We start from the raw sequence: 22,924 nt of genomic DNA, 5'->3' as shown, positions 1-22,924 counted from the left end.
CCTTATTTATGAGAAAAAGTAACTGGCCATACGTCATCCTAATTCTTACCATAGGCGCAGCCATACTTATTATTTCAAACTATCGATTTAATTATTCTAATTCAGAGCCAATAGGGATTTGGCGCTTAACCTCAATTTATCACTCTGTTAAAAGGGGTGATCATGTAGCACTATGTCACAATATTATAAAAAAAAACAAAACTGCTCGTTGTTATCCTTTTCTAATAAAAACAGTTGTTGGTATCCCAGGAGATAAGATTATTATCAATAATCAGGGGGTTGAAATTAACCAAAAGCTATTAGCACATAGCCAAATTCTAAGCAGTCAAAAAAGTATCTATACAACACAAACCATGGTTACTTTACCTATTCATTACTATTGGGTATATGGTAGTAATAACCCTTATTTTTCAAATGACTCCCGATATTTTGGCCCAGTCAATGATACTGATATTATCGCAATAACATACCCAGTCATTCTCTATCATCGTCATCAATAATACATGTCTGAAAACAGTCAAAACGAATTTTATATAAGACAAATTGATGCCTTAAAAAGACATCTAGGGGAGGAAATACTAAGCTATCTAAAGGATCCAGATATAAACGAAATTCTTTATAACACAGATGGTTATTTATGGATTGATCATTATGTCAAAGGATTAATAAAAAAAGGCACCCTTAATGCAATACAAGTAAGACTTGCAATGGATACATTAGCAAGCTTAAAAAACACACAACTTGATATATCAACACCTATCTTAGAATGCGAACTTCCCTTTAATAAAGAGCGCTTTGAAGGAATTATTCAACCCATTTCAAGCCAACCTATTTTCTCTATTAGAAAACCAATCTCTCGTCCCATATGTTTAATTGATTACATTAATCAGGGCATCTTCACGTTTACTCAATATGATCAAATTATTCATGCATTATCTTCACATCAGAATATTTTAGTTGCAGGAGGGACAGGTAGCGGAAAAACAACCTTTGTTTATGCCATGCTTCATGAGATACAACAGCGTTTTCCACAAGAGCGACTCATACTTTTAGAAGACACACCAGAAATCGCACTCAATACACATAATTCGTTATCCTTAGTAACAAGTGAGTTCATCAATCTCACTCGTTTATTAAAAGCAACATTACGACTTAGGCCAGATAGAATTATCGTTGGAGAGGTGCGAGGAAGTGAAGCACTGACTTTATTGAAAGCATGGAACACAGGTCACCCTGGGGGAATATCTACACTTCATGCCAATGATGCTCAAGGCGCATTATTACGATTAGAACAACTTATTGAAGAAAGTGGTGTACCACTAAATAGACAATTAATTGGCCATACAGTGAATCTGATTATTGTTATAAAAAAAACAGCATCAGGTCGTGGCGTGAGTGAGATAGTGCAATGTATGGGGTATGATGGGCACAATTATTTATTAAAAGAAGCTGATTTTTTTCAAGGTCAACGGATTAATCTTGATTTATTTTCCGGAGTCGACCATGAAAACCATAAGCAAATATCTGTTACGCCTCAATCTACTTTGTAGCCTACTTTTAACATCATTATATAGCCATGCTACCACCATGGGTGGTCTACCATGGGACACGCCAATTAAAACCTTACAAGATGATTTAACCGGTCCTGTGGCAACGGGTATCAGCGTCATTGCTTTCCTAGCAACTGGGGCCGCATTGGTATTTGGGGAAGAATTAGGTGGTATTGCCAAACGTGCATTGTTTGTTGTATTGGGTGTGACAATGATTGTTTTAGGAAACAATTTTTTAATGGTTTTAGGGCTTACAGGAGCATTAGTATCATGAGTCCCATAGATCCCTTATATCAAAGTATTCCACTGTATCGAGCACTGAATCGCCCACTACTTTTAATGGGAGGCGAACGTCACCTTTCTCTTATATTAGTAATAGTGTGCGGTATTTTTATTTTTTCATTACCTCATCTTTGGTCTGCTTTATTAGGAATTTTCCTATGGATAATAGGACAAATTCTTATCGCAGAAGCAGCACGTTATGATCCACTACTTAGCCGGATAACTTTGCGTCATCTTCGCTTCCAAAAAATGTATCTTGCGCAAACAAGCCCTTTTGCTAGATATGTCAATTGGTTATAACTATGTGGTCACTCAATTCTTTTCGCCATAAATCACTGAGTGCCGTAGACCTACTACCTTGGGCGGGGCTCGTTGCACCCGGCGTAATACTCACAAAAGGAGGGGGCTATCTAGCTTCCTGGAGATATCAGGGACCAGACTTAGATTCTGCGAATGCACATGAAATGAATTGGATGGCGAATCATTTAAATCAGATTCTTGCGCTGGACGAAGGCTGGATTATTCACTGCGATGTGTTTCGTATTCCAGCCGACTTAACCCTACCCGCAGGATCTTTTCCTGATGCGACTACTGAGTTAATTGAAGCTGTACGACAAGAAGGATTCAAAGAATCTTCAAATCGATTTATTAATGATAGTGTATTAACGTTAACTTGGTATCCCCCTGTTAGTGGCGCACATCATGCCAGTCTATTATTTATGGAGAAAGAAAAAGAAGGAGAAGCCACTTATCAACTGAATGTATTTACAGACAAAATTAAACAAATCGAAGATCGCTTAAGCTCTGTTCTTCAACTCACTCGTCTCCAAGAATATGAGATAAATAATGCCATATCTAGCCATCTCATTAACTTTTTAAATACCTGTGTACAACAAGAAAAAAAACATATTACTTTACCGGAAATACCTTTTTATTTAGATAGTATTATTGGTCTCACAGATATTGTTACAGGATTCATGCCAAAAATTAATAATATCCCTACACACATAGTTTCATTGGAGGGTTACCCTGCCTTTTCATACCCAGGCATGATGGACTTTTTGTCACGACAGGAATTGTCGTACCGTTGGAGCTCACGTTTTATCTATCTTAGCCAAGAAAACGCGTTAAAAACCTTAAATGGCTATCGTGCACGATGGAGCCAAAAAAGAAAAAGTGCGCTGAATGTATTAAGAGAACAAGCAGGTGGAGAAGCGACTCATATCAACCATGATGCCGATGATATGTCGAGAGAAGCTATCGCTGCAATTACAGAGGTGAATAGTGGTCTAGTACGTTATGGTTACTATACATCAGTACTCATCTTGAGCCATCCTAATGAACAGTTCTTAGTTGAACAAACCCGCTTACTCATAAAATTAATCCATCAGCAAGGGGTTGGTGTTCGCCTTGAAAATATCAACGCTATGGAAGCGTGGCTAGGCTCAATGCCTGGTAACCATTTCGCGAATGTGAGACGCCCCTTAATTAATACTCTTAATTTATGTCATTTATTACCTTTCACCTCTATTTGGGCAGGATCTGACACACACCCTAACCCTTTATATCCGCATGGTAGCCCTCCATTAGCACTCACCGTGACTACAGGAGCAACACCTTTTCGGTTTAATTTACATGCAGAAGATGTTGGTCATACTGCGATTATTGGGCCCACTGGAGCGGGTAAGTCCACTTTATTATGCTTTATCATGGCGCAACAATTTCGCTATCCGTACGCTCAAGTTTTTGTCTTTGATAAAGGTTACTCAAGTCATACTCTAGTTCTCTCTACAGGAGGGGTACATCATGAACTGAAACTAGGAGGACACACTAATCGTTTCTGCCCATTGGCTTTTTTACATGAACAAAGTGAATTGTCATTCGCACAAGAATGGATAGAGCTTCTGTGTGAGCTTCAAGGCGTATCAGTCAATGCGCAGTATCGTGAAGAAATTTACCGTGTTTTAAAAGAAATACAGCTCGGAAGCTCAACTAGTTCTGAACGAACTCTTACTCATTTTGTGACTTTGATTCAATATCCTGATTTACGTCAAGCATTGCGCTTTTATACACTGCAAGGAGTAGCTGGAGAACTCTTTGATGGTGAAACAGATCATTTTTCTGATCATTCTTTCCAAGTATTTGAGATGGATACGTTGATGCAATATGGTGACGCGATACTACTTCCCACTCTTACCTATTTATTTCATCGCTTACTACGACGTTTTGATGGTAGACCTACCTTACTTATTCTCGATGAAGCATGGATAGTCCTTGATCATCCACGCTTTCGTCTCACTTTTAGAGAATGGCTCAAAACTCTTCGAAAACGAAATGTTGCTGTTATATTTGCAACACAAAGTATCAGTGATTTAAATCAATCTGGACTATTAGAATTAATTCTTGAATCTTGTCCGACAAAAATTTTATTACCTAACCGTGAAGCCAATACTCCAGTTGTAAAACCTTTGTACGAAAAAATTGGTTTAAATGATAGACAAATCTTAATTATTAGCCAGGCTATTATGAAAAGACAGTACTATATGATTCAGCCAAAAGGAAAACGCTTATTTGAGTTGGGGTTATCTGAGGTAGAACTTACTTTTTTAAGTGTTGCTGATAAAAAAAGTCGAGAACACATCCTCGAACTACAAGAAAAATGGCACGAATTATGGCCTTTTCATTGGCTACAAGAGCATCATTTTAATGAAGCGGCTCAACATTGGTTAAACTACCATGATCAAATCCACTAATCTTTTTGTTATTGGCTTGGTTACATTAGCCTTTAGTGCCAATGCAGGCAGTGGTGGTATTAGCTCGATTGCTGGGGCGACACTACCTGAGCAAATGCTACAAGAAGCAACAGCTGTCAACCAATTGTCTGAGGCCGTTACTCAAACAGCACAGCAATTACAACTTATAACCAATCAAGTTAAAAACTTAACCTCACTACCCCAACAATTATGGCCTAATGTATCAGGACAATTATCACAATTAGTGAATCTAATGGGCACAGCTCAAGGCTTGACATACTCCACGCTTAATACACTTGATAGTGCACAAAGTATTTATGGTCTCCCCTCAGCGCCATTACAACAATATAGCAGTCATTTACAACAGTGGACCACCAATTTATTGAGTCAAACCAGTTCTCTTCTTAATCAATACGGTCTTGAAAGCCAACAATTTGCCAATGAACAATTGTCCTTATCAAGTATTCAAAATTTAAGTCAAAACGCAGTAGGAAGAATGCAAGTACTCCAAGCAGGTAATCAAATTTCAGGACTTCTCGTCAATCAAATGCAATTGCTTAGACAAGACATTATGGGGGGCAATCAAGTCATGATGAATGCTCTAGCTACGCAAGCAAATAGCCATCAACAAGATAGAAATAATGGGGAAGCTTGGATTAACAGCAATAATCACTACAATTCCAGTTATTAATTTATTTTGCATTGCAAAATAAATTAAATGAAACAATAGCTTAGTGTGCGTTGCACAATAAGTTTAGATTTAGTCTTGTTTTGTAAGAAAAAGAGGTCTATGATTGGTTAGGTAGCATACTAAATAACCAAAGGTTACTAATATGACAAGTCTATCAAGAGTTGTATTAATTACAGGGGTCACCTCAGGAATCGGTAGAGCGACCGCCGAATTGCTTATCAAAGAAGGGCATCGTGTCATCGGTGACGGACGAAATCTAGACAAATTAAATTCTCTTACACAATCCCTTGGTAACAATTTTATTGGTATTTGTGGTGATGCCTCAGATGCTGAACATCTAGAAACTATGTTTAGCCAAGCACTAAGTCAATTTAATGCTCCCGTGGATGCTGTGGTTGTTAATGCGGGCCGAGGATTAAGTGGTTCTGTAAAAGACGCTGATTTGTCACAATTTGATGCCATTTTAAAACTAAATGTCTCTGGGGCTGCCCAGTTATTGCAACAGTCAGCAAGATGCATGGTTGCACAACAGGCTACCCAATTTCCACATAAGGCAACTGATATTGTTGTTATTGGTTCGGTGGTTGGGCGACATATTTCACCCTTCGGTGCCACGTACAGTGCAACAAAGTTTGCTGTTCATTGTCTTACTGAAAGCTTACGCCGAGAAGTAGGCCCCAAGGGTGTGCGAGTAACCTTAATTGAACCTGGTGTTGTGGTCAGCGGCTTTCAAGAGGCGGCAGGCTACAAGGATGACGTGACTGACGTCTTTAATGAAAAATTTGGTCCCTTGTTATATCCAATTGATGTAGCTAACACCATCTTGTTTTCGTTGAATCAACCGCCACATGTACATGTAAGTAACATCATGGTTCGTCCAACTCGCCAGGATTATCCATAAACCACTTGTTTTTAACATTTTTTTGCAAAATTAGAATCAACCTAATCTGATACTTAAACGTTAATGAAATAGTAGTAAAAGTCTGACAAAGGAAATTATCATGAAAGCCGCAAAAATAGTATCAACAATTGCATTAGTTGCCATATCGTCAATCAGTTATGCGCAATTACCTGCAGCTTTAGCTGAAAAACATCCAGAGCTTGCTAAAGATGTAAAAAAAATAACACAGGAAGCCAAAGCAAAGGCGAAAGTAAAATCAACAGCAAAGAAAGAAGCAGAAAAAACCCATATGAAACGCTTTAACATGCGTTCGGAAAATCTTCATCCAAGATCGCATGGATGAAAGCACGTATCATATGTCAGTATTGAGTCATAGTAATACCTAATGGTTTAAACGTGAGTTTTTCCACCAAAACTTAAATGAATATGTTTAAGTAGTAGTAAAGTACAGCCCGGATTAGAAACAAACCTTTCTTTTTCAAGTTCCTTTTTTAATTGAGCGGTAATATTTAAACTACTTAAACTACGTAATTCCTCACCAAAATAGTAATCATCAACGCGGTTTGCCCATTGATTATTTTGCAGTAGGTCACGAAAAGATTTGCGAATTTTCCCACCCTGCCCTGAACTACCATAACCGTGTAAGACTAACATTACTCTAATCCCTAATTCTTCTACACGTAGTAAATGTGTTTCAAAAGCCTGAATAGCTTCTTCAACCAGAGGCAACCCTTTTTCTATATCCACTTTTACAAAGTTGGTATGAGCAATAGGGAGATCTTGTGAACCACAATATTCACAATAAAGAGGAAACAACCCACGAAAATTACCACATTGAGTACAACAAAAAAATTTTGACATAATAATTTAAGCCAATTAATGACTAATAACAATTATTGATTAATTATCAAGCAAACTAGTTTTTTCTTCTCGCCAATGACCTAATTCTAAATTTTTTAAATTATACGGGCCTATAGCCACTCTGATTAAACGTAATGTTGGATAACCTATTGCTGCTGTCATTCTTCTTACTTGGCGATTACGACCTTCACTAATAGTTATCTCAAGCCATGAGGTCGGTTTAGATTGTCTAAAACGAATAGGTGGATGACGCTCCCATACAGCAGGAGGCATTTTAAGTAGAACAACTTTAGCCGGCCTTGTCATACCATCTTTTAATTCAACGCCTTGTCGCAAACTATCTAAGTTTAATTCAGTAGGCTCACCCTCAATTTGCGCCCAATAGGTTTTATTAAGCTTAAAATGAGGGTCAGCAATATGCGCTTGTAGTTTGCCGTTATTAGTTAATAACAACAATCCTTCACTATCCACATCTAATCGTCCTGCCGCATAAAAATGAGGTTCAGATATAAATTCTTTTAACGATCTCCACCCCCCCTCTTCGGTAAATTGACTGAGTACGCCATATGGCTTATTTAAGGCAATAAGACGGGGAATAGAGTTTTTCGCTTCTTTATTTCTCGCTTTGTTCAACACGATTACTCTTCATCTAATTCGTCATTGCCAGAGGCAATCAACGGCGTTGACTGATTAATTGGTAACTCTTCTACATCACGTAAGGTACGTTTTAATACTCGGGTTCTACGATCAACTTCATCAAATTGCTTCGTAGCTTGATCTAATTTTTTTCTTGTTGCTTCAATGACGTCACCAAATTTCAAGAACTCTGATTTAACAGCACCTAGAGTTTTCCAAATTTCAGCAGAACGTTGTTCAATAGCAAGCGTTCTAAAGCCCATTTGTAAACTATTCAAAATCGCAAGCAAAGTGGTTGGACCAGCAATACTAACTCGTTGTTCATTTTGAATACTGTCAACAAGCCCAGGGCGACGCAGAATCTCTGCATACAGTCCTTCTGTAGGTAAGAATAAAATGGCAAAATCAGTAGTATTAGGTACATGGATATATTTCTGACGAATTGTTTTCGCTTCCTCTTTCACGCGTCTTTCTAATTGTTTGCTGTATAACTCAGCTTTTTCTGTCTCTCCCTGATCAATTGCTTCAACCAAACGTTGATAGTCCTCAATAGGAAACTTGGCATCTATCGGCAACCATACCTGCGAGTCGTTATCTACACCAGGAAGCTTAATTGCAAATTCAACAGGATCATTTGATCCTGGAACGGTAATCACATTTTTTTGATATTGTTCTTGAGTAAGAACTTGATCTAATAAGCTACCAAGTTGAACCTCGCCCCAAGTACCACGCGTCTTAACGTTCGTGAAAACTTTCTTCAAGTCCCCCATACCTTCAGCCAGTTGTTTCATTTCGCCCAAACCAATATGAACCTTATCAAGATGATCTGATACCAGTTTAAACTTCTCTCCTAAGCGTTCCTCAAGAGTGGCATGAAGTTTTTCATCTACAGTTTTTCTCATCTCTTCTAGTTTTTTATCATTATTCTCTTGAATTTCAGCTAAACGTTTTTGAATACTTTCTCTTAATTGCTGACTCGTTCCTGTCAGTTGTTCGTTAATAGTTTGGGTTAGAAGAGCCAAGCGTTGATTTAAATCTGATCGTAATTCTTCAATCACTTTTGATTGTGCATCTGTGGCAAGCTTTCGTTCTTCTCTGGCCTCAGAGAGTAATTGAGTTAATTTTTGATCTAGTTTCTCTTGTAAGTTCGTCTTGAGCTGATTAATGTTTTCTGTCACTTGGTTTGATTGTAACAACATGGTTTCAAGACGACCAGTTAAGTTCCCTTGATATTTGTTTAAGTCATCTTTCAGTGAGACTAACGCCTCTGTACTATCTGTTTTTTTGGTTTTACCAGTAAAGATAATAATAATAAGTAATAAGATAACTAGTGTTATTAAGCCAATTATTATGTACATACTTTTTTCCTAACCTTTAATAAAACTTATTTAAAATATCAATTATGATGCTCAATAGGATTACCATATAACGGTTTCACCCCAAATTGAGCGCTTAATGCAAAAGCCACCGCACAAGCTAACACCACAGGTAAAGTTAATTGAAATTGATTAGTCATTTCTAATACCATAACAATTGCCATTAATGGTGCATGTGTGACTGCAGCTAACATGGCAGCCATTCCCATGATAGCTGTAGAAATAGGATCAACCCCAACTATTCCACCCATTAGATAGCCACTGGTGGCTCCCATAAATAAAGTCGGCGTAAAAATACCACCAATCGCACCCGATGATGTGCTCACTAAAGTCGCAACTACTTTTGCTAGCAACACAATAGCCACCCACTCTATAACCACACCACCCTGTAATATAGTAGAGACAGTATGATATCCATTACCCCATACTTCAGGTACGTAATAAGAAATAAGACCAACGAATAGTCCACCAGCTCCCAAACGGATAGTCATAACAGTAATTTTGCTGAAACTGATTTTAGTTATTTCAATGAATTTGAGTAACCAAAACCCCATTATTCCCCATATAACCCCCATTGCTAACCCAGCTAGGAGTAGATATACATTTAATGTATGCCCTGAGGCATCAGGAATCACATATAAAGGACCTGGTTCTACTAACCAATAAATTAGAGCACTAGAAATCACAGTAGAAATAAGTAGAGGAGCTATAGTGTGTTTGGCAAAAAAACCTAAAGCTAATTCTAGAATAAATACAACCGCTGCTATGGGTGCATGATAGGCAGCGGCAATACCCGCTGCAATTCCACAAATTAATACCGCATTACCGAAGTGTTGCGGTAGGACAATATATTTACCAAGCTTTGATGCGAACCATGCCGATAGTTGAATCATTGGTCCCTCGCGACCAATTGATGCACCTGAACCCACTGAACACAAGGAAGATAAAATTCGTGTAAGGTTGGTTTTATCATTAAGCGTTGTAATACTATCTCGGGCAGCATCCATATAGTCGATATGTGGTGTCGTATTCCACTTTTTTGACCAATCAATGACTAACCCTGCCGCCACTCCACCTAGGGTGGGAACCCCTATTCTAAGCAGTGGTGATAAATGTTTGGCATTTTCAACTAAACTGCCAGTATGCTGAGTTAATATCCATTCAATACCATAACTGCCGAGATGGAAAGCATACATTGCTAACGCACCTAATATGCCGGCTAAACATGCTGCTATCCATAATTTTATCGTATCACTCATCTAACCCATATCATTACTAGGTAAGGGAATAAACTCTGCACCCAAATGACCTGTTTTAACATAAATTAATGCGCCTTCACTTTGCGTAAAAGGAGTATGTTTGCTGTAACGCGGGCTTCTTATCCATGTTCCCTTAGGATAACTTCCCCATTCATCATGAAATACCCCATCTAATACAAAAATTTCCTCGCCTCCAGGATGAATATGCCCTTGAAATTGAGTATTAGGTGCCCAATGAACAAGTGCAGTACCAATACCATCACAGTCATGTAATGGCATAACATGTAATCCAGGTACAAGTCCTTGATACCATGGACTATCATGAGTATAGATTCTTACCGTATCTAAGTCTCCTTGAGAAAACTGCCATAATTTTACAAAAATCGTGCAGCCCTCTTGACTCCTTGGTGTATGAGCACTTCCAGGTGGATTACGCAGATATGACCCTGGACCATAATCTCCTGTTTCATCAGAAAACACGCCATCAAGCACTAGTATTTCCTCACCGCCACCATGGCTGTGCTGTGGAAATTCAGAATAAGGTAGATATGAGACAATTGACGTCGCTCGCGCGATTTCATTGCCAAGACGATCCAGTAATTTTCTTTTTATCTGCGGCTGAGGAGAATCATGCCAATCTAATAGTGACGTATCTATTACGACTCGCTCACTAAAATCTGCATTTACTTTAAGCATACGATTAAGTTAGTTAACTAATATAATTAACCATTATAAATCGGTATATGGAATTATTAACTTATTTCTGTACGTCTTTGTAATAATTGATCTACTAAATATTCTAGTTTGGGGTTCACCCCCCTTAATCCAGCTATCACTTTTTCAGACCAGTCGAAATAGTCATGAATTCGCTCAACGGACCAACCGTGCGGAGGATAATCAAACAAGTCGCGTAAATTACAGATCTTATCAGCCAATTTAACCAGTTTAGCCTCATCAGATGAATGAGGAGCATGATCAATTTGTAGCTGTTTACGCTGTTGTTTTGGTAATGATTTGTCGTCCGTCACTTCCAAAACAATCGATGCAATTTTAGAACCAAATCGCTCAATTAATTCCTCAAGGGTAGTATCTGTATCCTCAATCGTGTCATGTAACAAGGCAGCAGAAAGTACATTTATATCCACTATTCCCGCCTCATTAGATAGCACATAGGCCAGTGCGAGAGGATGATTAATATATGGCGAAGCATGAAAATCTTTACGACGTTGATGACGATGTTTATCCGCCGCAAACTGAATAACAGACAAAAGAAATGGTATATCCATAATAATTAATTTATTAGCTTAATACATTATCAATATATCTAGTAATTAATAAATTTCAAATAGAATAACTTGATGTTTATATCAGTAACTCACGTATTTCATACCTGAGTTACTGATCTATACTAATGAGGTAATTTGACTCTAATTTATTAGTGCAGAATCAACTAAATCTTTAATTAAACGTCTGTAGTAGGGTCTTACTGGACCAGGTACTTGCGTCATTACAACCACAGCTAAATCTTTCTGGGGTTCAACCCAGAAAAATGTACCCGCAGCTCCCGCCCACATATACTCACCTTTACTACCTAATACCCCAGCTAAGCCATCTTCTTTGCGTACCATAAACCCTAAACCAAAGGTGTAACCATCTACTCCCATTAATAACTGTCCTGGGCTATAAGGAACAGTTGTTCTATTACCTAATTGGTCAGAGGTCATTAAGTTAATGGATGCAGGAGATAATATATGTTGGTGATTATAAGTACCATGATCAAGAAGCATGGTCACAAAGTTTAGATAATCGTCAGCTGTGGTTACAGAGCCTGCTCCACCTGAATCATTATTCGGTTGCTCAGTAACATCAATTAAATGAATTGGTTGATGTGTAAATGGATCGGTATCTAAAGGTTCAGCCAAACGTGATAGATTACTTTTACTTACATAAAACCCTGTATCTTTCATATTTAAAGGAGTAAAGATATTTTGTTTAAGATAGTCTCCTAATCTTTGCCCTGATACCTTTTCAACAACTCTGCCTAACAAATCAACCGATAGACTATATTCCCAATTTGTTCCGGGTTGCGTACTTAACGGAACTTTTGATAGGGCATCAATCTCTTGTTGTGGAGTGAGGCTACGCACATCATAAGCAAGACTTTCATTAACTAATTTTTGTTGTTTATAGGCATCTTGTAATAACTTATTTTTAGTAATTTCACCGTATACAATGCCTGATGTATGACGTAATAGATCGATAATTTGAATATCTCTATTTGTAGGCACAAGTTTATCAGTTATTTTGTCCCCATCTTTTGTTTCAACAGCAACTTTCATTTGTTTTAATTCAGGAATGAACTTTGATACAGGATCAGCCAGAGTTAATTTACCTTGCTCCATTAATTGCATAGCAGCAACTGCAACAAAAGGTTTTGTCATGGAATAATTTCTAAAAATATCATTACGTTTCATAGCTATATTTTTAGCTTTATTTTGGTAACCAATTGCCTCCTCGTAGACAATTTTTCCATGTCGTTTTATAAGTATTACAGCACCAGGGATATGCCCTTCCCTAACTTCATTGTCATATACACGAGTTATTTGTTGTAATCCCTCTTTTGAAAAACCTAATGACTCAGGTTTTATCGATTCAGCATAGGAATTGGGTATAGCAAACAATAATGTAATTAAAGCAGCGCTTTGTAAGCTCTTAATCATAGGGGTCCTCTTAATTATCTTTTTTAGTGTGTTTTTTTATTGATCAACAAAAAGTTTGAGATAAGAAAACCTTATCTCATGAAGAAGCTTACATTATTTTCAGGATGATTTGAAAGTAGTACTAAATGCCATACTTAATGAAAAGTAATGCTAGATGAAGCATTAAAATTCTAGATGCAATCGAAAAGCATAAACATTAACAGGACCACGGTATTGATTGTAAGCTGGATTTTGTATGTATTGCCAATCAGCTGTAAGCTCAACCCCTTGACGGATACGATAGCGATAATAGGTTTCTAATACCTCTTCAGGAGCATACAGCAAATTACCGTCACCAATAAATAAGTCATAGTTACCCGCTGCGAGAAATTGTTGTCTGACACTATTAATTTGATTTTGGATATAGCCAATTCCAATATTATCCCCTTCCCTTGACCAAGCCGAACCATCAAACGATAATCCTGCTGAATAGCTGGCATCCGCCTCTGTAAAAGCCATACTTTCATAAGTACCACTGTCACGAAAGGCACGGGCAAAAAAACCAATGTTTTTTGTGATAGATTGCTCTAAGTTTAATCCAGCTCCACCACGTTTGGCGTTGTATTTAGGAGATTGTTGGACCAGGACTCCAGTCTGATTAAGGTAGGATGCATAATTCGTTAAATCCATTCTTCCTTGATAGGCTAAAAAACGTAATGCACCACTTTGCCAACGCCTTTCTACTTCAAAATTGGCACCAAAATGATGACCAATAGACTGATCAATAGCGAGCTGATTAGGCAGTATTGGCATAGCAAAATATCCGGCTCGAACAGAGTAATCTCCCCAATCTAACTGACTTCCCAAACCATAGGTATACCCTCTGGCATCTGCAGCATAATCATAAGCACAAGAGGTCATAAAACACCAGTTTAAAAACTGATTATCTCCTTTATGTGCATACGTATTAGGATCAAACATACTCAGTACATCAACTTTACCTATTATAAAATTGACACGTTTAGCTGTATTTTTTAATCTTTTATCTAAATTTGCATCCTCAGGGGGAGGAGTTATATCAATATCACCAAAATTGATAGTATGTGAAAGATAAGCTAACGCTATATAAGCTTGAAAGCGGTTATACATTACTCGCTGCACATCATTATTGGTTAACGCTGCTAATCCTCCTGCACCAGATAAGGGGATACCACGAATCATCTCAAGTCGACTAACAAATTGAGTTCCTTGACCAAAGTCGTAACTACCCACCAGTCCTTCTACAGAGGAATAGGAGTTCTCGTAAGATGAAGACAAAGAATTAGTTCCATCAGGAAATCGATGATTAAAGCCACCATGCCATTGATCAATCAATGTCATATCGCCATGAAGTTCAAAACCTGGATAACCTGATAATAAAGATGAGTTATTATCTGAATTTGCAGATGAGTCTGCATATACATTAAACGCAATTAAGAATAATAATAAATACAAAAATTTCACTGTAACCAACCATGTGGAATTTCAATAATTGTTTTAACAGTCCAACCATCAGCATAACTGTTAAAACCTCTGCCAACGCCCGCATTAAAGATCCATGGTCCGCGATCTACATCAATAACAGCGAATAAGGTATTACCTTGTTGATACATATATAAAGGTTGTACTACAGGCCCCACATCCCCATAAAACTCAAAACCTGCTTGTATACCCTTAGCAACTGTTCGGCCTACTTTCAATTGTGGAGAAAAGATAGGGCCGTCCTGTCTATAACCTGGTCGTGTGGTGTAATCTAATACAGGATTAAAAGCGACTAACCAATCTGCATTGCGAAATCCCATAATCGGACGCATCTCAATGGCTTGTTGTTGAGCCTCGAATTGATACTTTACATCTGATAACTCAACATTGAATCCATAGAAAGAGCCCCCATCAGGCGCTGCTTTCCCAATCCACTTCATTCTTACTCTAGGTCCTGCAAATTCAGTAGGGCCTTGAGATTCATGAACAATGGGTAAATATAAACCTGCTTCAAAATGGCCATCAATACCATAACTTAACTCATAGGTATTTCTAAGTTGATGAAGGTTCGCAAGTTCACCTGGATTAGGAGTAACAGAAGGTCCACCTAATGTAGTATTTGTATGCATTTCGACACCAAATACTCCCTTAGCGTTGATGGTGTCATCATAAACTTGGATCTCATCTTGAAGCGCATAAACGACTGCGCTTTTAAAAAGACATACATAGCTTAGAACCAATAAAACGATTGTTCGAGTTACTCTCATTAAGAACTTAACCTATACGTAAATTAAACAGCATATTTTTCTAATCTTAGATTTAAACCAACATAAAACCCATGATTATTATTCTTAAGAGATTTTTAATAATCTCGAAAAACACTCAATCTGAATCAATTTATTGATTTAAAAGGCAAAGCGTATTTCAATGTAATTCATAAAACTTTGAAATTATCCTGGTATTTTATTACAAAGATGTTAATTCTTTTAAAAAGCAACATGTTACAACAATAAAACAAAAAAACAAGAACAAAAATTACTACTAGTAATGTAGTAAATAGAAATCATCAAAAAGAACGAATCAAGATAAAAACAACCCACTATTGAAGTGTAATGAATTTAGACAGATTTCTTTTCAAGCAATGAAATTAATTTTATTTAATTAAATCAATATATTAGCGTCTTAACCATAAAAACTCCTCAAGATTACGGGTCGAAAAATAAAATAATAAAACCAATAAAAACATCTAGTTATATTAATTAAATTATTTATTGGTATGATAAATAGCTTGTAATCATTATTTAAAATCTAAGGAATTAGTATGAAACTAGCAAAAGTTTTACTTGGTTTAAGTTTTCTGACTATTACGTCATTAAGTTACGCTGAATTGCCCGCTTCTATCGCAGAGAAGCACCCTGAACTAGTTCAAGATGAAAAAGAGTTGAAAGCAGAAGCAAAAGCTGATCAAATCGCTCAAAAACCAATACATAAAAAACATACCCATCATAAAAAACATAAAAAACACACAAAACATCATTCAACCCACAGCAAACATCATAAAAAGCATAAAAAAGTACATCCATCAGCGCAAAATAATAACTCTTAATGTACTTATCAAAACCATACTGTCTGTTTGAGAGTATGGTTTCATCTTTTTGCACTTTCAATCTTGTGTAGAAAATATTATTTTCATAATTTTTCAATAGTTTTTTCAACTACAACAGATTGGCCTTATGATATTAAAAGGCTAATATGGCTCGTCTTTTAGGAACAGTAATTCTTCTTTTACCCATATCTGTATGGGCAACGGGAACTTTAGACCAAATCAATCTACAGTTTCAGCAAAGCTCCTCCTCATGGATGAATCAGTCGATTATCTATGCCAATCATCTTTTTGCTGGTTTAGCACTTATAGAATTTGTCTGGTCAGGAATACATTATTTGCTACGAAAAAATGAACTCACTGATTTACTCAGTGCACTCACGTTCAAAATTCTTTCATTGTCATTTTTTTATTCTTTAATCAGTCTTGCGCCACAATGGATACCGCTTATTATTAGTAGCTTTTCTCAAGCAGGTGCAACTATATCAGGGGTTGGTACTTTAAGCCCTAGTAATATATTTAATCTTGGTCCACAAATTGCCAACCAATTAATTCTCTCTTTAGGAAGCCCATCTATGGGGTTACAGGCGCTTGGGAGTTATCTTTTTTCCGCTATTTGTGCTGGACTTTCATCACTACTAATTGTCATCGCCTTTGCCTTTGCATCATTGCAACTATTAATAACCTTAATTGAAAGCTATTTAATTATTGGTGGGGGAATGATCATGTTAGGTTTTTTAGGATCGAGATGGACTATTTCATTTGGGGAGCGCTATTTGGGTTACGCAGTCAGTGTGGGAATTAAATTATTTGTTTTATATTTAATAGTTGGACTAGGGCCTCTATTAGCCCAAAATATCAATCAAGATATACAACAAGCAATGATTGCCGCAGGAACAGGCTCACCTCCTCCTGCTAGTTTTTTTACTGCTGCAGCCATCTCTCTTGTGTTTGGCGCGTTATGCTTTATGATTCCCTCTTTAGCTGCAACCATGATGAGTGGTAGCCCCTCATTAAGTTTAAGTAATGTAGGTAACAGCGCTGTGTTCAGTGCAGGTACTGCTCTTGGTATTGGAGCAACAGGATTGGGATTAGGAGTAAAGCTGGCTAATCAAACCATCGGTGCGGCAAAAGCAATCGGTAGCGGTATAACCCTTGCCAAACAACAGGGAATAGTTAAAGCTTCTCAACACGGGTTAAATAGTGTTGGTTCAATGGTTAAAGACCATTTGACTGGTCACTCAGCTGTAAACAATCAAACTATAATGAATACACTACAAGAAAAACAAGTACAAGGACTAGGTAAAAATACCTTGGGAGCAGAACTAGCAAATCGTATCCGATTAACTGACAAAAACACATCTCAGTTATCTATTAATTCTCAAAGCCCAGTTCCACAATCGTCTAATACTATCAGTTCAATTATTGATCATGTGGCAGAACAACAACTCAAATCCAGCACTCCACATGATGGCTCAACAGGTTCTGTTTCTATAAGAATAAATCATATAGAGTAATTTCTTACGTCAGAAATTTCATTTAGTCTGAATAACATTTAACACTATTCTTTACGCTAGATTAGAAATAATCAATAATGTACTTGACGCTTAATAATTAACAAAACACTCTTAATCTTAAGTGATAATAATCTTGATAATAAACGTAAAATTACTATTCATTCGAGATTTAATAAGCCGTAAAAGCAATCACAACAAGGAATATTCATGTCCCATTCAGCAAGAAAATATGTTTATATTGGACTTGTTATAATCATTGCCATAGGGTTGTCTTTCTATTGGATAAACCGTCCTAAACAAGAGAACAACACCATAACACTTTATGGCAATATCGATATTCGTCAAGTACAAGCAGCCTTCTATGATTCCGGACGAATTACAGCAATACAAGTACAAGAAGGGGATAGCATTAAAAAAGGTCAATTATTAGCTAAACTCGATCCTATCCGTTTCCAAGAGGCCGTCAAACAAAATGAAGCACTAGTTGCTACACAACAACAGATATTAACCCGTTTACTGAATGGATCACGTCCTGAGGAAATTGAACAAGCCCGTGCAGATGTGGCTTCAGCAAAAGCGAATTTAATTAACACTAGAATAAGCTATGAACGACAAAAGGAATTGGTAAAAAAACAGTATGTACCAAAACAAAACGTTGACAACTCACTTGCCGCTTTAAACACTGCAAAAGCAAACTTCGATCGAGCACAACAAACTCTTAAACTTTCTCTTGAAGGTCCTCGCAAAGAGGATATTGAAGCTGCACGACAACAATTACAAGCCTATCAATCTCAACTAGCAATTGCTAAACAAGAGCTTATTGATACAAACTTATATGCATTAGAAGACGGTATTGTACAAAGTCGAATACTTGAGCCCGGTGATATGGTTTCTCCACAAACTCCGGTATTCACTCTGGCTCTGGATAATCCTATTTGGGCTCGCGTGTATTTACCAGAGAAATCTCTTGGATTTATTCACCCTGGAATGGAAGCGCAAGTCTATACGGACTCATTTCCAAATCACGCATTTCTAGGTTGGGTAGGGTTTATCTCTCCCACTTCAGAGTTTACACCTAAGAATGTTGAAACAACCGAATTAAGAACTGAGCTTGTTTATCGTGTAAGAATCTATGCATGCAATACAAATCATCAATTACGTCTTGGAATGCCTGTTACAGTAAAAATCAATAGGCTAGATAGCACAACGACTAACTCTATAAACCATACATGCGGTAATTAACCCATGTCTGAGATCACTCTTAGCTTTAATCAAGTTACAAAAACATTCTCAAAAGGTAAAGAGCGTTTAACTGCTATTAAACAACTTAGTTTTAGCTTAAAAAAAGGAAAAGTAACTGGTTTATTAGGCCCAGACGGTGCTGGTAAAAGTACATTAATGCGTCTAGCAGCACAACTTCTTTTGCCTGATCAGGGCACAATACAGCTTAGTAATCAATCTAGTCATGTAGATACTCATTTGTTACCTAATAGCATTGGTTATATGCCGCAACGTTTTGGGCTCTATGAGGATTTAACTGTTCAGGAAAACCTTAATCTCTATTCTGATTTACATAATCTTAGTGATAGTGATAGAACCAATCGACAGCACGAACTACTTAAACTGACGGCGCTAGGGCCATTCGGAGCACGTCGTGCAGGAGCACTGTCAGGTGGGATGAAACAAAAACTGGGATTAGCTTGTGCACTATTACGAGCACCACAAATATTATTATTAGATGAACCGACGGTTGGGGTTGATCCTATAGCAAGGCGTGAACTATGGACAATTATTCAGAATTTAAAAAAACAAAATGTAACTGTTTTGATGAGCACTGCTTATTTTGATGAGGCGGAGAAATGCGATGATATATTATTACTTCATGAGGGTTGTTTATTAGAACATAATACTCCTCAACAACTTATACAACGTCTTCATAATAGAACTTTTATCGTCACTCATCAAACAATTACCAAACGACAACTTCATGAATCACTACGTACTAGAGAAGGAATACAAGATGTACGAATTAATACAGAAGGTATTCGAGTCTTAATTAGTGCTGAGCATATTCCTATCAAAAAAGAAAAGGAATGCTGGCAATCCATCACGCCATCATTTGAAGATGCTTTTATTGATATTCTTGGACAAAATAATACACAACATAAATTTATTGATTCAAATATTTTTAGTCAAGAACATGCAGTAATAAAAAACAACAATAATGCCGTCATTACTGTAAATAAGTTAAATAAGATATTTGGTGAATTTCAAGCAGTGAAAAATGTTTCTTTTAATGTAAACAAAGGGGAAATATTTGGTTTGCTGGGCGCGAATGGCGCTGGTAAAACCACTACTTTTAGAATGCTCTGCGGTTTACTCCCTTCCTCTTCAGGCGAGTTGTTATTAGATAATATTGATATGCGTCATTTCTCATCAGAAGGTAGAGGAAGAATCGGTTATGTTGCTCAAAAATTCTCTTTGTACGGTAATTTAAGTTGCACTCAAAATCTTAACTTTTTCGCTCATGCTTATGGTTTGAAAGGAAACAAAAAAAAAGAAAGAATTAACTGGGTAGTAAATGAATTTCAGTTAACTGACTACCTTGATATGAATACTGATAAGTTACCTTTAGGGATAAAACAGCGTTTAGCATTATCTTGTTCACTATTACATCAACCAGCAATCCTTTTTTTAGACGAACCCACCTCAGGTGTTGACCCCTTAGCTAGACGTGAATTTTGGCAGCGAATTAATCTTTTAGCAGCGCAAGGAGTGACTATTTTGATCACTACTCATTATATGGATGAGGCAGAATATTGTGATCGACTAGTTCTTATGTCGTTAGGTGAAATTCTTGCACAAGGCACACCAGCCCAGATACGTGCTATGGCTGTAACTGAAAAGATAACTCACCCTACCATGGAAGATGCCTTCATACATTTAATTGAATCTCACGAAAGTGACATTCGGAGAGCATTTTGAACAAACAGCGCTTAATAGGGCTTATTAAAAAAGAATTCATTCAAATTATACGCGATCCTTCAGCGATTGCTATTGCCTTTATTATGCCTGTCATTCTGCTCTTTATTTTTGGTTATGGTGTCTCACTAGATGCACACCATATCCCTATTGCAGTAGTTGAGGATCAGCATACTCACGAGAGTAGCGAATTTATTGCAGGTCTTAATCAGTCATCATATTTTTCTCCGCACTACTATACAACAATTGATGATGCTCAAAAAGCAATGATGAACCATGAAGTTAATGCCATACTTTGGATACGTGATGATTTTGCTAAGAACCTCTACCAGAACAAAGTAGCACCTATTTCCACTCTAATAAACGGTACTGATGCTAATAACGCCCGTCTTACAGAGGGCTATTTACAGGGAGTATGGCAGGTGTGGCTAACCCAATATGCAATGATTAATGCCAAACCATTCATTATTCCGGTATCAACACAATCACGAATTTGGTTTAATCCAGCATTAAAGAGTCGTGATTATCTTGTACCTGGATTAATTGCAGTTATCATGACCTTAATTGGTGCACTTTTAACCGCTTTAGTTGTAGCGCGTGAATGGGAAAGAGGTACCATGGAAGCTTTAATGGCGAGCCCTGTCAGTATCAGCGAAATCCTATTGGGTAAACTTATTCCCTATTTTATTATGGGTATGGGAGGAATGTTATTGTCTGTTGTGCTAGCAGTTACCTTATTTGATGTACCCTTAAGAGGTAGCCTAGTTTTATTACTACTATTCTCCGCACTATTTTTATTGGTTGCTTTAGGTATGGGTCTACTCATATCAAGTGTTGCTAAAAATCAATTTGTAGCTGGTCAAATCGCTATTATTGTTACTTTTTTGCCTGCATTTATTCTATCGGGCTTTGTGTTTGATATTCATTCGATGCCTGCTCCTATACAATTTATTACTCACATTGTTGCGGCACGTTATTACGTGACTATTTTACAGACTCTTTTTTTAGCAGGAGACATATGGCCCATTTTAATTAATAACGGTATTGCTCTTCTTATCATGGCTATCTTTTTTCTAGGATTAACGTGGCTGCGTTCGCGTAAGAGGTTGGATTAATGTTATTACGTATATGGGCGTTGGTAATTAAAGAGTTTCTATCTCTTGTACGTGATAAAAAAAGTCGATTTGTATTAATTGGGCCACCACTCATACAATTATTGGTTTTTGGTTATGCCTCAACATTTGATTTAAATCATATCCCTTATGCAGTGTTTAACGAAGATCAAGGATTTGCGTCAAGACAATTAATTGCTCGTTTTGAAGGGGCGCCGTCTTTTGAAAAAGTACATGTATTAACTCAAGAAAAAGAGCTTGCTCCTATTATAGACAAGCAGGAAGTATTGATGGTTATTCATATACCTAATGACTTCACCAAAAAACTAGTAGGTCATCAAAGTGCGTCTCTACAAATTATTATTGATGGACGTAATTCAAATACGGCTACGTTAGCACTCAATTATGCCAATAATATTGTATTAAACTTTAATCAGTATTGGGCAAGTACTTATCAATGGGGAGTTGTACCAAGTGACTTAATAGTGAGACCTTGGTTTAATCCAAACCTGCTTTCACGTTGGTTTATAGTACCCGGAATAGTGAGCTTACTAACTTTGGTTATTACCTTACTTGTCACCGGTCTATCTGTAGCAAGAGAAAGAGAACAAGGTACATTTGACCAATTACTGGTCACACCATTTAGCCCTACAGAAATTTTGATAGGAAAAGCTTTACCAGGACTCATTATTGGGGCGTTAGAAGGAGTTCTGATTGTTATTCTCGCTATTTATTGGTTTAAGGTTCCCTTTGTCGGTAGCATCATAGCGTTAGTGATAGGTCTTATTTTATTTTTACTTGCAGCCATCGGTATCGGTTTAATGATCTCCTCATTATCTCTTACTCAACAACAAGGACTGCTTGGTGTATTTCTATTTTTAGTTCCTTCTATTATTTTATCTGGCTTTGCTACACCTATTGCTAATATGCCATTACTGGTTCAACAATTAACACTAATTAATCCAATGCGATACTTTCTAATTATCGTTAGAGGTGTATTTTTGCAAGGAGACAAAGTCATTGATCTCTGGCCACAATTTTGGCCATTAGGATTAATTGCACTATGTACCATGGTTATCGCAACTTGGCTCTTTCGTCATCGTATGTAATCTCAATTGTTTATATTTCTATTTTTTCCCTAATCCCAGATTAAACATATCTTTCTGTTATTAGGATAAAAA

Annotated in this window: 23 protein-coding genes; 14 read left to right on the top strand and 9 right to left on the bottom strand. The window is 37.1% G+C overall.

The annotated features are described in order from the left end of the window. The first annotated feature begins 8 nt into the window (after positions 1-8). The 8 genes from lepB (at position 9) to FV185_RS02100 (ending at position 6,520) form a co-directional block, all read left to right on the top strand. Positions 9-500 carry a signal peptidase I gene (gene lepB, locus FV185_RS02135; RefSeq protein ID WP_067493100.1) on the top strand — a complete coding sequence of 164 codons (492 nt, stop codon included), beginning with the start codon at positions 9-11 and terminating at the stop codon, positions 498-500. 3 nt (positions 501-503) lie between these two features. Further along, the gene (gene trbB, locus FV185_RS02130) at positions 504-1,550 is read left to right on the top strand and encodes a P-type conjugative transfer ATPase TrbB (protein ID WP_067493098.1); all 1,047 of its coding nucleotides are present in this window, start codon (positions 504-506) and stop codon (positions 1,548-1,550) included. Beyond that, on the top strand, positions 1,504-1,824 hold the full coding sequence (locus FV185_RS02125) for a TrbC/VirB2 family protein (protein ID WP_067493097.1): 321 nt from the start codon (positions 1,504-1,506) through the stop codon (positions 1,822-1,824). Before trbB ends, FV185_RS02125 begins: the two co-directional genes overlap by 47 nt. Then, on the top strand, positions 1,821-2,132 hold the full coding sequence (trbD, locus tag FV185_RS02120) for a conjugal transfer protein TrbD (protein ID WP_067493095.1): 312 nt from the start codon (positions 1,821-1,823) through the stop codon (positions 2,130-2,132). The genes FV185_RS02125 and trbD overlap by 4 nt, the downstream gene beginning before the upstream one ends. Before the next feature lie 2 nt (positions 2,133-2,134). Next, complete coding sequence (locus tag FV185_RS02115) at positions 2,135-4,585, top strand: TraG/VirB4 family ATPase (RefSeq protein ID WP_067493093.1); 2,451 nt, start codon at positions 2,135-2,137, stop codon at positions 4,583-4,585. Next, a complete protein-coding gene (trbJ, locus tag FV185_RS02110) occupies positions 4,569-5,276 on the top strand; it encodes a P-type conjugative transfer protein TrbJ (protein ID WP_067493090.1) in 708 nt (235 codons plus the stop codon). Before FV185_RS02115 ends, trbJ begins: the two co-directional genes overlap by 17 nt. A 142-nt stretch (positions 5,277-5,418) precedes the next feature. After that, a complete protein-coding gene (locus tag FV185_RS02105; RefSeq protein ID WP_067493088.1) occupies positions 5,419-6,177 on the top strand; it encodes an SDR family oxidoreductase in 759 nt (252 codons plus the stop codon). 100 nt (positions 6,178-6,277) lie between these two features. Next, positions 6,278-6,520, top strand: coding sequence for a hypothetical protein (locus FV185_RS02100; protein ID WP_067493087.1), 243 nt, complete (start codon positions 6,278-6,280; stop codon positions 6,518-6,520). A 47-nt stretch (positions 6,521-6,567) separates the two neighbouring features. Here FV185_RS02100 and FV185_RS02095 read toward each other — a convergent pair whose 3' ends face one another. The 9 genes from FV185_RS02095 to FV185_RS02055 form a co-directional block, all read right to left on the bottom strand. Then, positions 6,568-7,038: a Smr/MutS family protein gene (locus tag FV185_RS02095; protein ID WP_067493085.1), complete on the bottom strand. Its 471-nt coding sequence runs from the start codon at positions 7,036-7,038 to the stop codon at positions 6,568-6,570. A gap of 39 nt (positions 7,039-7,077) precedes the next feature. Next, positions 7,078-7,674 carry a pseudouridine synthase gene (locus FV185_RS02090; RefSeq protein WP_229347206.1) on the bottom strand — a complete coding sequence of 199 codons (597 nt, stop codon included), beginning with the start codon at positions 7,672-7,674 and terminating at the stop codon, positions 7,078-7,080. 2 nt (positions 7,675-7,676) lie between these two features. Beyond that, entirely contained in the window at positions 7,677-9,032 is a 1,356-nt protein-coding gene (gene rmuC / locus FV185_RS02085; protein ID WP_067493083.1) for a DNA recombination protein RmuC, read from the bottom strand. Positions 9,033-9,070: 38 nt separating this feature from the next. Next, positions 9,071-10,309 (bottom strand): chloride channel protein, encoded by a 1,239-nt coding sequence (locus FV185_RS02080; RefSeq protein ID WP_067493081.1) that lies wholly within the window; start codon positions 10,307-10,309, stop codon positions 9,071-9,073. Next, the gene (locus tag FV185_RS02075; protein WP_067493079.1) at positions 10,310-11,005 is read right to left on the bottom strand and encodes a cupin domain-containing protein; all 696 of its coding nucleotides are present in this window, start codon (positions 11,003-11,005) and stop codon (positions 10,310-10,312) included. It abuts the gene before it with no gap. Positions 11,006-11,061: 56 nt separating this feature from the next. Then, positions 11,062-11,595 carry an HD domain-containing protein gene (locus FV185_RS02070; protein WP_067493077.1) on the bottom strand — a complete coding sequence of 178 codons (534 nt, stop codon included), beginning with the start codon at positions 11,593-11,595 and terminating at the stop codon, positions 11,062-11,064. 141 nt (positions 11,596-11,736) lie between these two features. Then, positions 11,737-13,029 carry a serine hydrolase domain-containing protein gene (locus tag FV185_RS02065; protein ID WP_067493075.1) on the bottom strand — a complete coding sequence of 431 codons (1,293 nt, stop codon included), beginning with the start codon at positions 13,027-13,029 and terminating at the stop codon, positions 11,737-11,739. A gap of 162 nt (positions 13,030-13,191) precedes the next feature. Further along, entirely contained in the window at positions 13,192-14,502 is a 1,311-nt protein-coding gene (locus FV185_RS02060; protein WP_197457722.1) for a carbohydrate porin, read from the bottom strand. A gap of 5 nt (positions 14,503-14,507) precedes the next feature. Further along, a complete protein-coding gene (locus tag FV185_RS02055; RefSeq protein WP_067493071.1) occupies positions 14,508-15,296 on the bottom strand; it encodes a hypothetical protein in 789 nt (262 codons plus the stop codon). 554 nt (positions 15,297-15,850) lie between these two features. Here FV185_RS02055 and FV185_RS02050 point away from each other — a divergent pair. The 6 genes from FV185_RS02050 to FV185_RS02025 all read left to right on the top strand — a co-directional run bounded on the left by FV185_RS02050 (position 15,851) and on the right by FV185_RS02025 (position 22,852). After that, positions 15,851-16,135: a hypothetical protein gene (locus FV185_RS02050; RefSeq protein ID WP_067493069.1), complete on the top strand. Its 285-nt coding sequence runs from the start codon at positions 15,851-15,853 to the stop codon at positions 16,133-16,135. 146 nt (positions 16,136-16,281) lie between these two features. Continuing rightward, on the top strand, positions 16,282-17,649 hold the full coding sequence (trbL, locus tag FV185_RS02045) for a P-type conjugative transfer protein TrbL (protein ID WP_067493068.1): 1,368 nt from the start codon (positions 16,282-16,284) through the stop codon (positions 17,647-17,649). A 207-nt stretch (positions 17,650-17,856) separates the two neighbouring features. Further along, positions 17,857-18,891, top strand: a complete 1,035-nt coding sequence (locus tag FV185_RS02040; RefSeq protein WP_067493066.1) for an efflux RND transporter periplasmic adaptor subunit — start codon at positions 17,857-17,859, stop codon at positions 18,889-18,891. A gap of 3 nt (positions 18,892-18,894) precedes the next feature. Then, a complete protein-coding gene (locus FV185_RS02035) occupies positions 18,895-20,634 on the top strand; it encodes an ATP-binding cassette domain-containing protein (RefSeq protein WP_067493064.1) in 1,740 nt (579 codons plus the stop codon). Beyond that, positions 20,631-21,746 (top strand): ABC transporter permease, encoded by a 1,116-nt coding sequence (locus FV185_RS02030; protein WP_067493062.1) that lies wholly within the window; start codon positions 20,631-20,633, stop codon positions 21,744-21,746. Before FV185_RS02035 ends, FV185_RS02030 begins: the two co-directional genes overlap by 4 nt. Continuing rightward, the gene (locus tag FV185_RS02025) at positions 21,746-22,852 is read left to right on the top strand and encodes an ABC transporter permease (protein WP_067493060.1); all 1,107 of its coding nucleotides are present in this window, start codon (positions 21,746-21,748) and stop codon (positions 22,850-22,852) included. The genes FV185_RS02030 and FV185_RS02025 overlap by 1 nt, the downstream gene beginning before the upstream one ends. Positions 22,853-22,924 lie beyond the last annotated feature (72 nt).

It is taken from the genome of Ferrovum sp. PN-J185 (genome assembly GCF_001581925.1).
Classification (GTDB): Bacteria; Pseudomonadota; Gammaproteobacteria; order Burkholderiales; family Ferrovaceae; genus PN-J185.
This window is presented reverse-complemented; position numbering and strand designations above follow the sequence as displayed.